Below are 17,029 nucleotides of genomic sequence, written 5' to 3'. Positions count from 1 at the left end.
GACCTCCCATGTAGCCCCCCCCCCGTTGGGGGGTGGGGTTGGGGGGGGGGGCAATCCCAACTGCTGAAGCTGCGGTGTCCCCCCCTCCCGGCCTCCCCCACGAGGGGGGAGGAGAAGGGAGGCCATGAGTTTCACGCCATTCGATCACCATATGATGAGCATTGCGCTGACGCTGGCGCGGCGCGGCCTCGGGACCACCGCGCCCAATCCGTCGGTTGGCGCCGTCATCGCCGACGAGGCCACCGGCGAGGTGATCTCGCGCGGCCTGACGCAGCCCGGCGGGCGTCCGCATGCCGAGGCGCAAGCCTTGGAACGCGCGGGCCAACGCGCGCGCGGCGCGACGCTCTACGTCACGCTTGAGCCTTGCGCGCATCATGGGAAGACGCCGCCGTGCGCCGACGCGGTGATCGCGGCCGGCGTCCGCCGCGTCGTCATCGGAGCGGGCGATCCCGATCCGCGCGTGGCCGGCGAAGGGAGTGCGCGTTTGCGCGCCGCCGGCGTCGCTGTCGACACGGGATTGCTGGCGGACGATGCGGACTGGGTGACGCGCGGGCACATCTTGCGGGTGACCGAGCGGCGGCCGTTCGTCCAGCTCAAGATGGCGCTTTCGGCTGAGGGCGACGTGCCACGCGGCAAGGGCGGCGCGCCGAAGTTCGTCACGGGCGCTGAAGCGCGCGCCGCCGGCCATCTGATGCGGGCCGAAGCGGACGCCATCCTGGTCGGCTCCGGCACGGTGCGCGACGACGATCCGGATCTGAGGTGCCGGCTGGCGGGCCTCGAAGCGCGGTCGCCGGTGCGCGTGGTCGTGGCGCGGTCTCTCGATTTTCCGCTGTCGGCCAAGCTGTTCCAGACCGCGCGCGAGGTGCCGGTCTGGATTTTCACGGGGTACGGCGCGGACGCGGGCGAAATCCAAGCCTATGAGGCGACCGGCGCGCATATCTTCAACGTGCCTGCGACGGGGGATGGTTTGTCGCTTCCGGATGTCCTCGAAAGCCTCGCGGAGGCGGGCATTACGCGTCTTCTCGTGGAGGGCGGACCGGCGATGTGGCGCGGATTTGCGTCGGCCGGCCTTGCCGACGAGGTCGTGGTCTTCCGGCAGGGGAGCGACCCCGGCGCGAATGCGGCTTCGGATGAGCTTGCCGCCCGTTACGCTCCGGGGCTAGATCTCGCGCTCGCGTCCGAGCGGCGGATCGGTTCGGACCGGGTGTCGGTGTTTCGCGCGCGGACGCAGGACTGAAACGATATTGGAGACCAGCTTCCGGTGTTCACAGGTATCATCAGCGATGTCGGCGAATTGATCGGCCGCGAAGGCGGACGGTTCGCCATTCGATCCGGCTATGCGCCGGAGGGCATCGCCATCGGCGCGTCGATCGCGTGCAACGGCGTGTGCCTCTCCGTGGTGACGGTGCGGGCCGATGGCCGCAACGGGTCAGCATTCACGGTCGACGTTTCGAACGAGACGCTTTCCAAATCCACGCTGGACGGCTGGCAGGTCGGCGAACGGATCAATCTCGAACGCGCGCTCAAGGCCGGCGATGAACTGGGCGGGCACATCGTGTCCGGGCACGTCGACGGCGTGGCGCGCATCGCCGACCTGAAGACGGATGACGAAAGCCTCCGCGTGACGCTCGAGCTGCCAATGCATCTTGCGCCTTATGCCGCACCCAAGGGGTCGATTGCGCTCGACGGCACGTCGCTCACCGTTAACGAGGTGTCGGGAAACCGGTTTGGCGTCAATCTCATACCGGTGACCTTGACCCAGACCACATGGGGGCGCAAAAAGCGCGGCGACGAGGTCAACGTCGAGATCGACCTTTTCGCGCGCTACGTGGCGCGCATCATGGAGTTTCGGGCTTGAGCAGCGGTCTTTCAAAAATCGCCTATTCGGAGGGCGGCGGCTTTCTCTCGTCGACCGACGAGATTGTCGACGACATGCTCAATGGGCGCATGGTCATCCTCGTCGATGCGGAGCATCGCGAGAACGAGGGCGATCTCGTCATTCCGGCGCAGATGGCGACGCCCGATGCCGTCAACTTCATGGCCAAGCATGGCCGCGGCCTGATCTGCCTCACGCTGCTGCAGACGCGCGCTCAGGAGCTCGGTCTCGAATTCATGGTGCGGACGCAGGCCGCGCGCGAACGGACCGCCTTCACTCAGTCGATCGAAGCGCGCGAGGGCGTCACGACGGGCATCTCGGCGCATGACAGGGCGCGCACGATCGCGACCGCCATCGATCCGACCAAGGGCGCAGGCGATATCGTTTCGCCGGGCCATGTGTTTCCACTGGTCGCGCGCGAGGGCGGCGTGCTGATCCGCGCCGGTCATACGGAAGCCTCCGTCGATCTGGCGCGGCTGGCCGGCCTCTACCCGGCGGCGGTCATCTGCGAGATCATGAACGAAGACGGCACGATGGCGCGCATGCCGGACCTGGTTCCGTTCGCACAGCGCCACGGCCTCAAGATCGGCACCATCGAAGACCTGATCGCCTACCGGCTGAAGCACGACCGGCTCGTAAAGCGGGTTGCGCAGTCGCGGGTGCAAAGCGCGTACGGCAGCGATTTCGATCTGCACGTGTTCACCACGACGGTGGAGCCGGTCGAGCATCTGGCGCTCGTCAAGGGCGACCTGTCGGCGCCCGGCCCCGTGCTGGTCCGCGTTCACGCGGTCAATGTGCCGGGCGATTTGCTTGGCATCGGCGGCGGCCAGAATGACGTGTCGAGCGCCATGCGGGCGGTCGAGCGCGAGGGGCGCGGCGTGATCGTGCTGATCCGCGATCTCGGGCCGAAGAGCGTTTCCGAGTGGATTGCGCGCCGGGCGAATGCGTCGGCCGATCAAAAGCGCGCGCGTGGCCGGCGGCAGGTGGACATCGGCGTCGGCTCGCAGATCCTGCGCGAACTCGGCGTCGGGGACATGACCCTGCTCACGAATGCGCCGGACGACGTGTACGTGGGTCTCGAAGCCTACGGGCTCAGGATCGTCGGCACGCGAGCGATCGAGTAGCCAATGGTCAGCGCAGGGCATCGTGAAAAAGTCGAGATGGAGTTTCACTCCGGCGGGCCGGGGCGTGTGCTTATCATTGAGGCGCCGTACTACCGGGAAATCACCGAAGAGCTGATCGCGGGCGCGAAAGCGGTGCTCGATGCGGCGCAGGTCGGCTTCGACCGGGTGGCCGTTCCGGGCGCGCTGGAAATTCCGCAGGCGTTCGCGCAGGCCGTCGCGGCCGGAAGTTTCGATCCCGCAGGAGAGTATACTGCCGTGATCGTCGCGGGGTGCGTTATTCGGGGCGAGACGTCGCATTATGATATCGTCTGCACTATGACCAACCACTGGCTTATGGAAACCGCTATCAAACACTGCATTCCACTCGGCAACGCCGTTCTGACCGTGGACACGGAAGCGCAGGCTTTGGCCCGCGCGCGTGGGGGTGAGACCGGCAAGGGCGGCGACGCAGCCCGCGCCTGTCTCAGGCTGCTCCGCACGGCCCGCGAATTCGGTGTTGCCCGCCCATGATGCTTCCCCGCAAAAAGAAGAGCGGCGGCGATACGCCGAAGCCGCGCACGGTGTCGCGCATGGCGGCCGTACAGGCGCTTTATCAGATGGACATGGCGGGGACGGACGTCACCGACGTGATCTCGCAGTTCATGCGCGTCGATATCCCACCGGCCGAGGCTGACGGCGAAAACCCCGAGGGCCGGGAAGCCCTGGTCGATCTCGGCGGCGCGGACGCAACGTTCTTTTCGGAGATCGTGAAGGGCGTCGTGCGGCGGCAGCGCGAGATCGATCCGCTCGTGGACCAGCAGCTGCGGACCGGATGGCGGCTCGTGCGCGTCGATTCCATTTTGCGCGCCATTTTGCGCGCCGGCGTTTTCGAATTGCTCGAGCGCCGCGACGTGCCGGCGCGCGTGACGATCAACGAATATATCAATATCGCGAAGGCGTTTTTCGAGGCGGACGAGCCCAAGGTCGTCAACGGCGTCCTCGACAAGATCGCGCACAAAGTCCGGGCCAAGGAATTCGAAGCGCCGGGCGAAGGCGGCTAGCGTTCCGAAGGTACGGATTCGCCGGTCCGGCGCGATGATCGAGGCGAACTCTTCGCGTTCGGCATGGGAGTTTAGCGGACCGTGGGCGAAGACGATCTGATCCAACGCACATTCGCGCCGCTCGCGGCGGGCTTTCCTGGCGCCCTCGGGCTCAGGGATGACTGTGCCGTTCTCACGCCGCCGGCCGGCCACGACCTCGTTTTGACGACGGATGCGGTCGCGGAAGGCGTGCATTTCTTTGCCGGCGACGGCGCGCACGACATCGCCTGGAAGGCGCTGGCCGTCAACGTGTCGGATCTGATCGCCAAGGGCGCGCAGCCGATCGCGTACCTGCTGTCGCTGTCGTTGCCGGACGAGCCGGAGCGCGGGTGGCTCGACGCGTTCGCGGCGGGCCTGGCGGACGCGCAATCGGCATTTTCCATTTCGCTCGCGGGTGGCGATACGGATCGCAGGCCCGGACCGTTGTCGGTGACGATTGCCGCTTTCGGCAGCGTGCCGCACGGCCGCATGGTGCGCCGGGATGGCGCGCGGGCCGGAGACCGGCTGTTCGTGTCCGGCACGATCGGCGATAGCGCACTGGGCCTCAGGATGCGGCTGGATCCCGGGCTCGCGATTGCGCTGGGCCTGGATGCCGCCCGCGTTGCGCCCCTTCTGGCGCACTACCTGCGTCCGCAGCCGCCGCTCGCGCTCGCGCCTCACATTTTGGAGTTCGCGTCGGCGGCGATGGATATCTCCGACGGGCTGATCAAGGATTGCGGCCGGTTGGCGCGCGTATCGGGTGTGGCGGCGCAGATCGAGGGCGCGCGCGTGCCGCTTTCGGTTTCGGCGCGCGCGGTCATTTCAGCCGATCCGGATCTGTTTCGGACGGTGGTGACCGGCGGCGACGACTATCAGGTGCTGGCGGCCGTCGCGGCCGATCGCGCAGACGCTTTCCGGGCGGCCGCGCAGGCGGTCGGCGTGGCTGTGACGGACATCGGGGGGGTTGGGCATGGAACGGGCCTCTCCGTCACCGCGTTAGACGGCCAACCCATGGTCTTCAAGGCCGGCGGATGGGATCATTTCCCGGCTCGCCGCGGGGATTGAGCGCCCGCCGAAAAATTCTAGCGCAAGCGTGACAATTCAAGCAGTTGCGTCATCGGGGCGGTTGCCCGGGGTCTTTGTTTGGCCATATGAATCCCGTTAAACGGCCTCAACCGTAAAGCGTGCGTGATCGGCCGTCATTTGCCGTCGATTTGCGCCAGTCGCTCAGAGCATTTTGCAACAGGATTGGACTTCGGGTGGGTTCTTCGAACACGTTCAGCCGCAGTGGTCTTTGCCGCGGGCTCGCCGTTCTGCTTTTCGCCGCCAGCGTGGCCTTGCCGGGAACATTCGCGTCGGCGCAGGATACCAATTGGTATGAAGGGATCACGACGTTCGGATCGCCGGATTACACCGGCAAGCGCGCTTCGCTCGAACGCGCGCCGCCGCGCCAGGAGGTGCTGAACGACCTGCGCGCCAACGAGGTCCCTTATCGTAGCGACGAGATGCTCGTTGCCATGGAAGGGGCCATCGATCTCTACCAGCGGATCGCAAGCAATGGTGGATGGCCGCAGATTCCCGGCGATCGCATGCTGCGTTCGGGCGACAGCGACGAACGCGTGGCCTATCTCCGTCGCCGCCTGATGGTGACGGGCGAATTGCCGAAATCGGGAAACAGCAGCGATTACACGTTTGAAAGCGGTCTCGAGGCTGCGGTCGTGCGCTATCAGGAGCGCAACGGCCTGCGCGCCACAGGCCGGGTGGACAAGCCTACGCTCGCCGCGCTCAATGTGACGGCGGACCAGCGCTTGGCGCAGCTCAAGCTCAATCACGGCCGCTTGCTCGAACTGGTGCGATCGCCGCCCGAAGAACGCTACGTGCTGGTCAACGTGCCGGCGTTCCAGCTTGAAGCCGTCGACCGCTACCGAACTGTGCTGCGCCATCGCGTGATCGTCGGACGGCAGGGCCGCGATACGCCGTCGCTCAAGGCGACGATCCGCGCCGTCAACTTCTTCCCCTTCTGGCGCGTGCCAGACAGCGTCGCGCAGCTCGACGTGTTCCCGCGTCTCGTGAAGGAGCCCGACTACCTCCAGAAGGAGCACATCCGCGTCATCTCGGGTGATTTCAACGGGCCCGAGCTCGATCCGTCGTCCATCGACTGGTCGCAGGCGAAGGCGTCCGTCGTAAAGCTCAAGCAGGACCCTGGCCCGCAGAATGCGCTCGGCCTGGTGCGCATCGACATGCAGAACGAGCACGGCGTCTACATGCACGACACGCCGATGAAACCGCTGTTCCAGCAGCGCGCGCGGGCGTTCAGCGCCGGCTGCGTGCGCGTGCAGGACGTGTTCCAGCTCGTCGAGTGGCTGGCGAGCATGGAGCCGGGCTGGGGCCAGCCGGGCCAAGTGCAGACGGTGCTCGACCGGGGCCAGGCGCTCGACGTCCAGCTGACGCGGCCCGTGCCGGTCTACTTCGCCTACATCACCGCCTGGGCCGAGCCTGACGGGCGCGTCGAGTTCCGTCCCGACATCTACGGTCGCGACGGAAACACGGCCATGGCGGAAGTGTTCGATCCGGACGCGCCGCCGCCGCCGTCGCAGGGGCTCGCCCCCTAGGACGTCTGACCCCTTAAGACGTCTGGCACCCCAAGGCTGGCTTTGCGCCTATGAGCGGCGACCGTCCGCGAAAAGTTCACGTTCATCGCGCGTGCGGCTTGTTTTGGCCGCCGCCGGGTGGAATCCTCCGCCCAACATGATGCAGCGACTCGCCACAGCCACGCAGCACACCGTCACGGACCTGCTCAGCAGGTGGCGGCTGCTGCTCGTGCTGGCCCTGGCCGGCGGCTGGATCGCCTTCGCATTCTGGGTTTCGGACGTGCAGGGGCGCATGGACCTGCCGCGCGCCTACTCGGTGCGCATGACCTGCGAGGACGATCCCGAAGCCGTGTTGTGGCACGGCGGCTGCGAGCGGATCGCGGCCGACATCGCGGTCTCCGGCCGTCCTGGATTTGCCGATCTCTATCGCGCGTTCGTTGCCGTCCACCATGATCCGGCGCCCAGGGAGGCGACGGCAGTGGCTTTCTCCGCTGCACCGGCGGACGCTCACTTCGACGTCGGGGCCGCCCTGGCCGGGCAGCGCTACGGGCTGGCGCTCGTCACGCCGGAGTTCGAGGGCGTGAAGAGCCAAGTGCACGCCGACGCCATCAAGGATGCCATCGACGTGCGCGACCGGGCGCTGCTGGTCATCGGCCGCGCGGGCCTTGGCGTCGATGCGCTGATCGCGGGCGCGCTCGCCAATCTCACCCATCCGCTCAACATGATCGAAGACGCGATGCAGCTCGTTCGCATCCAGGCCGGTACGGCCAAGACCAGCGACATCGGCGTTCGTTAGGAGCAAGGAAACCCGACAGGTTTCCTCCCCGTCATGGCGATGCCATGCTCCGCATGGACGTGGGGAGGGCCAGGGTGGGTGGATCCACAACAGCGAACGTTCTGGATTACCCCCCTCCTAACCTCCCCCACAAGGGGGGAGGAACACGTGCGATCACGACGATGAGCGCATCCGCATCACAGGGAAACGCTCCAGTGCACTTGCTCAAGGGTCCGTAAGCTACTGCTTCAGGCGGTAGCCGGTCTTGAAGATCCACCAGACGGCCACAAGACAGAGCGAGAGAAAGCCGAGCGTCATGGCGAGGCTGACGCCGATGTTGACGTCGGAGACCTCGTAGAAGCTCCAGCGGAAGCCGTTGATCAGATACACGATCGGATTGAAGAGCGTGACGGTCTGCCAGAACGGCGGGAGCATCTTGATCGAGTAGAAGGTGCCGCCGAGGAAGGTGAGCGGCATAAGGATCAGCATCGGCACGATCTGCAGCTTCTCGAAGCCGTCCGCCCAGATGCCGAGGATGAAGCCGAACAGGCTGAACGTCACGGCCGTGAGCACCAGAAACGCCAGCATCCAGAAGGGGTGGGCGATGTGCAGCGGCACGAACAGGCTCGCCGTGGCGAGGATGATGAGCCCCAGGACAATGGATTTCGTGGCCGCGGCGCCCACATAGCCGAGGGCGATCTCGAAGGGGGAGATCGGTGCGGACAACAGCTCATAGATCGTGCCCGTGAAGCGGGGGAAGTAGATGCCGAAGGCGGCGTTCGACGTGCTTTCCGTGAGCAGCAGCATCATGACGAGGCCCGGCACGATGAAGGCGCCATAGGCGACGCCGTCGATTTCCGCGATGCGCGAGCCGATGGCCGTTCCGAAGACGACGAAATAGAGCGAGGTGGAGAGCACCGGCGAGACGATGCTTTGGGTCAGTGTGCGTTTCCACCGGTCCATCTCGAACCCGTAGATGGCGCGTACGGCTTGGATGTTCATCGCGATTGCCTCACCAAGTCGACGAATATGTCTTCGAGCGAGCTTTGGCTCGTCGCGAGATCCTTGAAGCCGATGCCGGCTTCCCGCATGTCGGCGAGGAGGGCGGTGATGCCCGTGCGTTCCGCCTGAGTGTCGTACGTGAAGGTGAGCGATGTGCCGCCCGGCGCCAGTTCGAGGGCGTGCTTGCTAAGTACGTCCGGGACGGCGTCGAGCGGTTTCTGCAACTCGAGCACGAGTTGCTTCTTGCCGAGCTTGCGCATCAGTTCGCGCTTCTCCTGCACGACAATCAGCTCGCCCTTGGCGATGACGCCGATGCGGTCGGCCATCTCCTCGGCTTCCTCGATGTAGTGGGTCGTCAGGATGACGGTCACGCCGTCGTCCCGGAGGCGGCGCACGATGTTCCACATGTCCTTGCGGAGTTCGACGTCCACGCCGGCCGTCGGTTCATCGAGGAACAGGATGCGCGGCTCGTGCGCCAACGCCTTCGCGATCAAGACGCGCCGTTTCATGCCGCCCGAAAGGGCCATGATGCGGCTATCCTTCTTGTCCCAGAGGGAGAGGTCGCGCAGCACCTTCTCGATCAGGGCCGGGTCTCGCGGCTTGCCGAACAGGCCACGGCTGAAGGACACCGTGGCCCAGACGGTTTCGAACATTTCGGTCGAAAGCTCCTGGGGCACGAGGCCGATCATGGCGCGCACGGCGCGGTAGTCGCGGGCGATGTCGAGCCCGGCCACGGAGATGCGTCCGGCGCTCGGATTGACGATGCCGCAGACGATGCTGATGAGGGTGGTCTTGCCTGCGCCATTCGGGCCGAGAAGGGCGAAAATCTCGCCATCGCGAATATCGAGATTGACGGTGCGCAATGCGACGTGGCCGGAGGCATACGTTTTGCTGACGTCGCTTACGGAGATGATGGGCTGCATGCGGGATCGCCGGGTCACGCGCGGCCGGGTGCCGGGCAGCTTCCACATAGGGGTAAGGCAGCGAACCCGCAAGCGGCCGGGCCAGGCGAGATTGCGCGCGTTCGGAACTCGAGGCCCTGGACGATCAAAGGCGGGAGATCAATTCATGAGGGGGACGCGCCGGATCCAGCAGCCGGTCAGCCCGGCGGCCTTGAGTTTTGCGCACAGATCCTTGGCGTCGGCCTGCGATTGCGGCGGGATGAGCGAAAGGCGGTGCCACGTTTTCTGGTCCTGACCCTGGATCAGGTCGACGCGCGCCCTGCGCCCACTGAGCAAGTCGGGGTAGGCCTGGTTGAAACCCTGAAAATCCTTCTGCAGCTCGTCCGTGCTCGCCCGCGTGGCCAGCACGACGAGATAGGGCTGCTCCATGCTGTTGGGATCGGGTGTGACGGCCGCGAACTGCTGGGCGGGTGTCTGGCGCATCGTCGGGGCGGCTGTTTCCGAATCGAGCCGTCCGTCGAGCTTCTGGCCCGGCGCGGCATTGCTGGGTTTGCCGGTCGACGGGGCGGGAAGGAGCGTGAAGGCGCCGACAAGGGAACCGATGACCACCACGAGCGTGGCCGCGGCAGCGGCGAATTTCGGTTCCGAGATGCGCGCGGCCAAGGTGGCGAAGTCAGACATCCGGAACGCAGCCTTGGCGGCGCGTGGCTGCCCGCCTGCGGCGGGGCGTTGGCGCGGGGCGGATTGTCCCTGTTGCTGAGGCTGCGGCGCACGCGGTCCCGCCTCGCGCGGGCGCTGGGCGGCGGGCCCGGAATAGAACGGCGCCGGTCCGGCCTGAGGCGGCGCGCCGTTGGGCATCGCGGTGCGAGGCGGCATGCCGGGCTGGGGGAAGCTCTGTCCGTTGGCGGGCCCGTGTACCGATTCTGGCCGGGGCCGCTCGTGCGCGCGCTGACGCGGAGCGGGCGCGGGTGCCGTCGGATACGGTGAGGCCGCCGCGTACCCTTGCGACGCTCCAAAGCGTAGCGCATCGGCGAAGCTTTGCGGTTGGGAGAGGCCTTGCGGCTGCCCGTAGTTTTCGCGCGGGGCGAAGCTCTCGGGTTGGAAAAAACCGTCGGACTGGGCGTTGCTTTGAGGCCAGGTGACGTTTTCCGAGCGGGAGAAGTCCTGTGGCGCCGGATAGGCCTGCGGCGCCGGTTGGGCCGATGCCGCGGCGGGGCCGTAGCCCTGCGTGCGTTTCTCGAGTTGCTCGAGCAGGCCGAGCGCGTGCTGCTGGCTGCCGAGAATGTGGGTCAGGACGGACATGTCCAGCGTCGCGCCGAATGGCTGCATGCTCATCACATGCTCGACGTCGTGCTGGATGTCGGAGATCACACGGGCGGTTGCGTCGATGTCGGCCGCGAGCGCGGAGGGAGCGGCGCGTCCGATTTCGAGCACCTTGAGCAGGCGGCGCGCGACGTTGAGCGCGATCTCGTGGATCTGCTGGCGCTCGACATTGCCATCGCGGTCGTAATCAGACATCAGGCTCGGACCTTGTCCCACGTCATGAAAAGTGTCCGTCAACCGGCGCGGCACTCGGGAAACATGCTGCGCAATACGTCCGCCGAGCACCCTGGCGTGCCTTCGATGCATTGGTAGTTGATCACGGGCGGGGCGCTTTCGCTCGCGATCGAAATCTGGCTGCGGATCTTCTTTGTGAAACACCGCACCGACGCGTCGCCCGTCGCCAGCTCGATCGAGGTCAGAACGCTTTGATCGGCGCAGGCGGTGTTCGAGATCATGTACGTTGTTTCGGACGACTGGGTAATGGTGAGGCACTCCGGATCGGTGTTGGCTGCCGGAGCAGGTGGGGTGGCGGCCTGTGCAACATCTACGGGCGCGTGCTCTACGGTGGCGCCGGTCCGGGATTTGCCTGCAGCGTATCCCTCGGCGACGCAGCCTGCGGCGGCGAGCCAAGCCGCGATCAACACTATTGCTCGAAGCGCACGCGTGCTGGCGTGGCGAGCGATGTTCGCGAAACTCACTGGATCATACTCTGCAGGTTTTCAAACGGTTTAGCGCAGCCCGCCCGGTTCTGAAATAGGAGCCCAGCGTGGCTGTTCTGTGGTCCGGCATTCGCGGTTCGATGTGCGGGCCGTTCTACGCGGCTTTGGGCCACAGATGACAACATTCGGACGGGATGAGGGCAAACAAAGAGTTTCCCACGGGTGCCGTTTGAGGCCGGTGCGTGGCCGCATCGGCGCGCCTTCCTTCGGCGGCGCCGGCCCCACGTGACACGGCAAGGCGCGGACGGCCAAGCCTCGATCGCTCAGGCTGGTGCATAGGTGGCGAGAAATTCGACATACGTCTGACGAATGCCGTCTTCGAGCGCCACTTTCGGCGACCAGCCGAGTGCCCGCAGTTTTTCGCCGGACATGAGCTTGCGGGGCGTTCCGTCGGGTTTCGACAGGTCGTGCTCGATGGCGCCCTTGAACCCCACCACGTCGCAGACCAACCGTGTGAGATCCAGGATGGTGAGATCCGTTCCCGATCCGACGTTGACGTGGGTCTCGCCGCTGTAGTGTTTCATGAGGTGCACGCAGGCGTCGGCGCAGTCGTCGACATGCAGGAACTCGCGCTTCGGCGTTCCCGTCCCCCAGATGACGAGTTTGTCCTGGCCCGCGATCTTGGCATCGTGCGCCTTGCGGATCAGCGCCGGGAGGACATGGCTCGTGGTCAGGTCGAAATTGTCGCCGGGGCCGTAGAGGTTCGTCGGCATGGCGGAAATGTAGTCGACGCCGTGCTGGCGCCGGTAGGCCTGGCAAAGCTTGAGACCGGCAATCTTGGCGATGGCATACCACTCGTTGGTGGGCTCGAGCGGGCCGGTCAGGAGCGCCTCCTCGACGATGGGCTGCGGCGCGGCCTTCGGGTAGATGCAGGACGAGCCGAGAAACATGAGCTTCTCGACGCCCGCCTCGTAGGCGGCGCGGACAATGTTCGCCTCGATCATGAGGTTGTCGTAGAGGAAATCGGCCGGAGCGGTGTCGTTGGCGAAGATGCCGCCAACTTTCGCGGCCGCGAGGACTACGGCCTGCGGGCGGGCCTGCTTGACCCAGGCTTCGACCTCGTCCTGGCGCTTCAGGTCGAGCTGGTCGCGGCCGACGGTGAGCACCTCGCAGTGTTCATTGGCGAGGCGGCGCACGATTGCCGAACCGACCATGCCGCGATGGCCGGCGACCCAGACGCGTTTTCCGGCGAGGCCATAGACTTCGGCAGGCGCGGGCTGCGAGTTGATCATGGCGTCCCCTCAGAACCCGCTGCGGTCCTTGCGTTCATGCTCCTCGGCGACGGCTTCGAGATCGGAGCGCACCATCTCGCGGACAAGTTCGCTAAACGTCGTTTTGGGTTTCCAGCCCAGGCGGCCCTCGGCTTTCGATGCGTCACCGAGAAGCTGCTCGACCTCGGTGGGGCGGAAGTAGCGAGGATCGACGCGAACGCGCTCGACGCCGGTGCCGGCTTCAAAACCGACCTCCTCGACGCCGGCGCCCCGCCATTCGATCTTTCGCCCGACTTCCGCGAAAGCCAGCCCCACGAAGTCGCGCACCGAATGCATGACGCCCGTCGCCAGCACGTAGTCGTCGGCGTCCGGCTGCTGCATCATCAGCCACATGCCTTCCACGTAGTCGCGCGCATGGCCCCAGTCGCGGCGGGAATCGAGGTTGCCGAGGTAGAGAATTTCCTGCTTGCCAAGCTCGATGGCCGCGACGGCGCGGGTGATCTTGCGCGTGACGAAGGTTTCGCCGCGCAGCGGGCCTTCGTGATTGAACAGGATGCCGTTGGAGGCGTGCATGCCGTAGGCTTCGCGGTAGTTGACCGTAATCCAGTAGGCATAAAGCTTGGCGGCGGCATACGGCGAGCGGGGATAGAAGGGTGTCGTTTCGTTTTGCGGAACGGCCTGGACCTTGCCGTACAGCTCCGAGGTGGAAGCCTGGTAAAACCGCGTCGTCTTCTCGAGGCCAAGAATGCGCATGGCCTCAAGCAGGCGAAGCGTGCCGAGCGCATCCGAATTGGCCGTGTATTCCGGCGTCTCGAAGCTCACCTGGACGTGGCTTTGGGCGGCGAGGTTGTAGATTTCGAGCGGCTGCGTTTCCTGCACGAGGCGGATGAGGTTGGTGGCGTCCGTCAGGTCGCCGTAATGCATGAAGAAGCGCGTGCCCTGCTCGTGCGGGTCGATGTAGATCGAGTCGACGCGGGCGGTATTGAACGACGACGAGCGGCGTTTGACGCCGTGGACGACGTAACCTTTTTCGAGAAGTAGACGGGCCAGATAGGCGCCGTCCTGGCCGGTGATACCCGTAATCAGTGCGATCTTTTCCGTCACGCTGAACTTGCTCCCGGCATTCTCGCGGCGCGGCCGCGACCCTCAACTTTCGTAAGTTCCGTGTCCCAGTATGCGGATCGCCGCTTCCAGATGGACGACGTGCGCCATCAGCGCGTTTCCTCTTTGGCGCGATGATAGATGTCGTCGCTGCGAATGATGTCATCCTCGCCGAGATAGGAGCCGATCTGCACTTCGATGAGTTCGAGCGGAACCTTGCCGGGGTTTTCCAGGCGGTGCCATTGCGTGGCGACGATGTAGACGCTCTCGTTTTCGCCGACGAGTTTCTCGTGTCCATCGATCGTGACGCGCGCGGTGCCTTGCACGACGACCCAGTGTTCGGAACGGTGATGGTGCATCTGCAGGGACAGCGTGCCTCCCGGCTTCACATGCAGCAGCTTCACTTGAAAGCGCGGGCCGATGTTGAGCGTTTCGAAAAACCCCCAGGGCCGGTGATTGCGGACGTGCTGCTCATGCTCCTTGCGGTTCGCTGCCTTGAGGCGCGCTACGAGCTTGCTGACATCCTGGGAGCGCGACTTGTCGGCGACGAGGACGGTATCCGGGGTCTCGACGATCACCAGATCCTTGACGCCGATGGTGGCGATGAGCGCGCGCTCGCTGCGGATGTAACAATGCGACGTGTCCTCGATCACGGAGTCGCCCTGCACGTAATTTCCATTACCGTCGCGCTGGGCCGCGTCCCACAGCGATCCCCATGAGCCGAGGTCGCTCCATCCGATCGCAAGAGGCAGGACCGCCGCCTTGTCGGTCTTTTCCAACACCGCGTAGTCGACGGAAATGCTCGGGGCCTTGGCGAAGCTGCGCGAGTCGAGGCGGAGGAAGCCCAGGTCGTGCGTGGCGTCATCGAGCGCGTGGCGCGCGGCGCTCAGCACGGAGGGATCCAGGCGGGCGAGTTCGTCGAGGAACGTGTCGGCCCGGAACACGAAGATGCCACTGTTCCAGCTGTAGCCGCCGTCGGCGAGATAGGTGCTGGCCGTTGCGGCGTCCGGCTTTTCAAAGAAGCGGTCGACGTCGAAGCCGTCGCCTTCGTCGAGCTGTGCACCCTTGCGGATGTAGCCGTATCCGGTGTGCGGCTCGGTGGGCGTGATGCCGAAGAGCACAATGCGGCCGCGCTCGGCGATTGCGCCCGCGCGCTGGATGGCCTCGCCGAATCCGGGAGCGTCGGTGATCACGTGATCGGACGGCATGACGGCGAGAATGGTTGCGGGATCGCGCTCGGCGGCGATGAGCGCGGCGACCGCGATGGCCGGGGCCGTGTTGCGTGCTTCGGGTTCGAGCACGATCGCCTGCGGGGTGATGCCGACTTCGGCTGCCTGGTCGCGGACGAGGAAGCGGTGGTTGTTGTTGCAGACCACGATCGGGGCCGCGAACCCGCGGTCGGGATGGAGGCGCGTCAGCGTTGCCGCCAGCAGGCTCGACGGAGATCCGTTCAGGCCGGAGATGAACTGCTTCGGATACATCGACCGCGAGAGTGGCCAAAGGCGCGTACCGGAGCCGCCGGACAGAACTACGGGGACGATGCGACGAGGGGACATTCGATTGCCAGCCATTTCACGCTTGCGACACGATCACTTAGAGCCAATCAGCCGTCCCATTCTTCAGCCCCAGGGTCTGGGGGCGAGCGAGCAAAGAGCAGTGCCATGCGGAGGGGGAATGACGATCGCGGAACATTCTATCGGGCGGCCTGAAGCGGGCCGTCTCTCCGGAAATGTATGGGATCGCGGGCACGCCTGACCGACACACACTGCTGAGATGTAGGGCCTGATCAAAACACGGTTTTCTCTATTGTGGAGTCATTCGGAACTTTAATGTGAATGCGGTCAGGCGGATGCGGCGGCGCCCTACGCGTCCCCGTCGAGATGTCGCTGGTAGCATTGCAAATGCTCGCATTTTTTCCCAATGCGAACAAGTTCCAAGCCAAGGCGCCGCGTGGCGCAGAGGGGGTAGTCCTCGCAGCGGGTGTTAGGTGCGCCGCTGGCCGGGCTGCCGCCCTTGAGCCGGGGTGGAGGCCGCCGGCCGACAGCCAGGCTGAGAGCCGCGGTCAAGCGCTCCCGCATTTTGAGGGATGGATGGGCGGCCGTCTTCGATCATTGCAAGCCGCTCGACGGCGCATTCCGCAACTCGGCGACGCGCTGAAGCGTGAGCCGGCGCTGGCACTTGGAGCGCGCTGGCGACGGCCTAATTCATTTGAAACAAACGGGAAATTTGGCTCCGTGGGTAGGATTCGAACCTACGACCGTCCGATTAACAGTCGGATGCTCTACCACTGAGCTACCACGGAACAGGGCGCAACGGCGCCGGGAGCCGGGCTCATAGCAGATGGTTGCGGGGAGGGCCAGACCCTTAGCGAAAAAACTGCGTAAATCGAGACGGGCGCGCCGGTTGGCCGCTATGAGAGGCTTTGGAGCCGCGATCCGCCCCTTCCGGACGCGGCGCGCCGGGAACGACGGCCATGCAGAGTGCGGTGGCGCTTACGCTCTTCGTCCTGATCGCTGTTGCCGCAATCGGCGGCATTATTTATGGCGCCCACCGGCTGACGGCGCCGGCTGCCCGGCGAGCCCGGCAGGCGAGCGAGGAAAATTACGTGGCGGGAATGGCCGCGCGTGGCCGGGCGGTTGCCCTGCCGCGGACCTGGCGCAGCGAAGGCCTCGAAGGGCATGACCGCCGGACGACGTCGGACAGCCGGATGATCCTGACGCGCGCGTTGCCGCTGGTCGCGGCCGTCTACGTGGTGGCAGCCCTCACAGGTGACCAGGAGGTCGACGAGCTCGTCTGGCAGTTCCTGTTCGCGGCCGCAGTTTTCGTCGTGATGCTGCTCGGCGTCCGGATCTATGCGCGGCGGCATCTGCTGCGTACGCTTCGTGAGGCGGCCCTGGTCCCGCGCACCGCGTTCAACATCGTCGCGAACGAGCATGGGCTGTTCCTGCCGGTCGCGGATGGGCGGACGCTCGCGGGCGCGTGGGGCGACTGGATCGTCACGGAGGTCAGCCTCATTCACGGCAGGTACGGCATCGCGGGGTGTGAGCGGGTGACGCTGGCGCAGCGCAGCGCGCCGGACGTTACGATCCCGCTCATGACGTCCACAATCGACGACGGGGCGGCGCTGATGGAGACGCTGGTGGCGCGTATCGAACACGCTGCGCCCGCAGCGACGATGCGAGCTTGATCGCTCGCGCCGATCAATGCCTGGAGCATTTTCGGAGCACACGGATGCGCCGATCTTCACCCTCCCCTTGACCATGCGGAGCATGGCTTCGCCATGACGGGGAGGGTGGCGCCGGCGTGACGGCGCCGGGTGGGTGAAGCCAGAAAAACCGACGTAAGTC

At 65.6% G+C, this 17,029-nt stretch carries 16 protein-coding genes and 1 tRNA gene; 9 read left to right on the top strand and 8 right to left on the bottom strand.

The genetic code is table 11. The annotated features are described in order from the left end of the window. The first annotated feature begins 124 nt into the window (after nt 1-124). The 8 genes from ribD to ACTIFK_RS05100 all read left to right on the top strand — a co-directional run bounded on the left by ribD (nt 125) and on the right by ACTIFK_RS05100 (nt 7,445). A complete protein-coding gene (gene ribD, locus ACTIFK_RS05135) occupies nt 125-1,237 on the top strand; it encodes a bifunctional diaminohydroxyphosphoribosylaminopyrimidine deaminase/5-amino-6-(5-phosphoribosylamino)uracil reductase RibD (protein ID WP_439541970.1) in 1,113 nt (370 codons plus the stop codon). Between the two features lie 24 nt (nt 1,238-1,261). Continuing rightward, nucleotides 1,262-1,858: a riboflavin synthase gene (locus tag ACTIFK_RS05130; protein ID WP_439541969.1), complete on the top strand. Its 597-nt coding sequence runs from the start codon at nt 1,262-1,264 to the stop codon at nt 1,856-1,858. Beyond that, nucleotides 1,855-3,000, top strand: a complete 1,146-nt coding sequence (ribB, locus tag ACTIFK_RS05125; RefSeq protein WP_439541968.1) for a 3,4-dihydroxy-2-butanone-4-phosphate synthase — start codon at nt 1,855-1,857, stop codon at nt 2,998-3,000. The genes ACTIFK_RS05130 and ribB overlap by 4 nt, the downstream gene beginning before the upstream one ends. Before the next feature lie 3 nt (nt 3,001-3,003). Further along, nucleotides 3,004-3,510, top strand: coding sequence for a 6,7-dimethyl-8-ribityllumazine synthase (locus ACTIFK_RS05120; RefSeq protein ID WP_439541967.1), 507 nt, complete (start codon nt 3,004-3,006; stop codon nt 3,508-3,510). After that, nucleotides 3,507-4,040 carry a transcription antitermination factor NusB gene (gene nusB / locus ACTIFK_RS05115; RefSeq protein WP_439541966.1) on the top strand — a complete coding sequence of 178 codons (534 nt, stop codon included), beginning with the start codon at nt 3,507-3,509 and terminating at the stop codon, nt 4,038-4,040. The genes ACTIFK_RS05120 and nusB overlap by 4 nt, the downstream gene beginning before the upstream one ends. 81 nt (nt 4,041-4,121) lie before the next feature. Then, nucleotides 4,122-5,123, top strand: coding sequence for a thiamine-phosphate kinase (thiL, locus tag ACTIFK_RS05110; protein ID WP_439541965.1), 1,002 nt, complete (start codon nt 4,122-4,124; stop codon nt 5,121-5,123). Nucleotides 5,124-5,317: 194 nt separating this feature from the next. Further along, a complete protein-coding gene (locus ACTIFK_RS05105; protein ID WP_439541964.1) occupies nt 5,318-6,670 on the top strand; it encodes a L,D-transpeptidase family protein in 1,353 nt (450 codons plus the stop codon). Between the two features lie 136 nt (nt 6,671-6,806). After that, nucleotides 6,807-7,445, top strand: coding sequence for a hypothetical protein (locus ACTIFK_RS05100; protein ID WP_439541963.1), 639 nt, complete (start codon nt 6,807-6,809; stop codon nt 7,443-7,445). Nucleotides 7,446-7,664: 219 nt separating this feature from the next. Here ACTIFK_RS05100 and ACTIFK_RS05095 read toward each other — a convergent pair whose 3' ends face one another. From ACTIFK_RS05095 to ACTIFK_RS05060, 8 genes are all read right to left on the bottom strand, one after another. Then, on the bottom strand, nt 7,665-8,426 hold the full coding sequence (locus ACTIFK_RS05095; protein ID WP_439541962.1) for an ABC transporter permease: 762 nt from the start codon (nt 8,424-8,426) through the stop codon (nt 7,665-7,667). Further along, complete coding sequence (locus ACTIFK_RS05090; protein ID WP_439541961.1) at nt 8,423-9,349, bottom strand: ABC transporter ATP-binding protein; 927 nt, start codon at nt 9,347-9,349, stop codon at nt 8,423-8,425. The genes ACTIFK_RS05095 and ACTIFK_RS05090 overlap by 4 nt, the downstream gene beginning before the upstream one ends. 138 nt (nt 9,350-9,487) lie before the next feature. Continuing rightward, entirely contained in the window at nt 9,488-10,846 is a 1,359-nt protein-coding gene (locus ACTIFK_RS05085; protein WP_439541960.1) for an SPOR domain-containing protein, read from the bottom strand. Nucleotides 10,847-10,884: 38 nt separating this feature from the next. Then, the gene (locus ACTIFK_RS05080; protein ID WP_439541959.1) at nt 10,885-11,295 is read right to left on the bottom strand and encodes a hypothetical protein; all 411 of its coding nucleotides are present in this window, start codon (nt 11,293-11,295) and stop codon (nt 10,885-10,887) included. Between the two features lie 338 nt (nt 11,296-11,633). Continuing rightward, nucleotides 11,634-12,602, bottom strand: a complete 969-nt coding sequence (fcl, locus tag ACTIFK_RS05075) for a GDP-L-fucose synthase (protein WP_439541958.1) — start codon at nt 12,600-12,602, stop codon at nt 11,634-11,636. A 9-nt stretch (nt 12,603-12,611) separates the two neighbouring features. Continuing rightward, nucleotides 12,612-13,685 (bottom strand): GDP-mannose 4,6-dehydratase, encoded by a 1,074-nt coding sequence (gene gmd / locus ACTIFK_RS05070; RefSeq protein WP_439541957.1) that lies wholly within the window; start codon nt 13,683-13,685, stop codon nt 12,612-12,614. Between the two features lie 107 nt (nt 13,686-13,792). Continuing rightward, a complete protein-coding gene (locus ACTIFK_RS05065) occupies nt 13,793-15,238 on the bottom strand; it encodes a mannose-1-phosphate guanylyltransferase/mannose-6-phosphate isomerase (protein ID WP_439541956.1) in 1,446 nt (481 codons plus the stop codon). Nucleotides 15,239-15,909: 671 nt separating this feature from the next. Then, a tRNA-Asn gene (locus tag ACTIFK_RS05060) sits at nt 15,910-15,984 on the bottom strand. Nucleotides 15,985-16,155: 171 nt separating this feature from the next. Here ACTIFK_RS05060 and ACTIFK_RS05055 point away from each other — a divergent pair. Next, entirely contained in the window at nt 16,156-16,869 is a 714-nt protein-coding gene (locus tag ACTIFK_RS05055) for a hypothetical protein (protein WP_439541955.1), read from the top strand. The last annotated feature ends 160 nt before the right edge of the window (nt 16,870-17,029 follow it).

The organism is Hyphomicrobium sp. (genome assembly GCF_051860585.1).
Classification (GTDB): Bacteria; Pseudomonadota; Alphaproteobacteria; order Rhizobiales; family Hyphomicrobiaceae; genus Hyphomicrobium_C.
Note: the sequence above shows the minus strand (reverse complement) of the source record. Positions and strands in the feature narration are given on the sequence as shown.

Bases quoted from the DNA above. Each gene is read 5' to 3' on its own strand.
- ACTIFK_RS05055 (WP_439541955.1), top strand. From the start codon at position 16,156: ATGCAGAGTGCGGTGGCGCTTACGCTCTTCGTCCTGATCGCTGTTGCC.
- ACTIFK_RS05090 (WP_439541961.1), bottom strand. From the start codon at position 9,349: ATGCAGCCCATCATCTCCGTAAGCGACGTCAGCAAAACGTATGCCTCC.
- ACTIFK_RS05100 (WP_439541963.1), top strand. From the start codon at position 6,807: ATGATGCAGCGACTCGCCACAGCCACGCAGCACACCGTCACGGACCTG.
- nusB (WP_439541966.1), top strand. From the start codon at position 3,507: ATGATGCTTCCCCGCAAAAAGAAGAGCGGCGGCGATACGCCGAAGCCG.
- ACTIFK_RS05120 (WP_439541967.1), top strand. From the start codon at position 3,004: ATGGTCAGCGCAGGGCATCGTGAAAAAGTCGAGATGGAGTTTCACTCC.
- ACTIFK_RS05095 (WP_439541962.1), bottom strand. From the start codon at position 8,426: ATGAACATCCAAGCCGTACGCGCCATCTACGGGTTCGAGATGGACCGG.
- ACTIFK_RS05065 (WP_439541956.1), bottom strand. From the start codon at position 15,238: ATGTCCCCTCGTCGCATCGTCCCCGTAGTTCTGTCCGGCGGCTCCGGT.
- ribD (WP_439541970.1), top strand. From the start codon at position 125: ATGAGTTTCACGCCATTCGATCACCATATGATGAGCATTGCGCTGACG.
- ACTIFK_RS05085 (WP_439541960.1), bottom strand. From the start codon at position 10,846: ATGTCTGATTACGACCGCGATGGCAATGTCGAGCGCCAGCAGATCCAC.
- fcl (WP_439541958.1), bottom strand. From the start codon at position 12,602: ATGATCAACTCGCAGCCCGCGCCTGCCGAAGTCTATGGCCTCGCCGGA.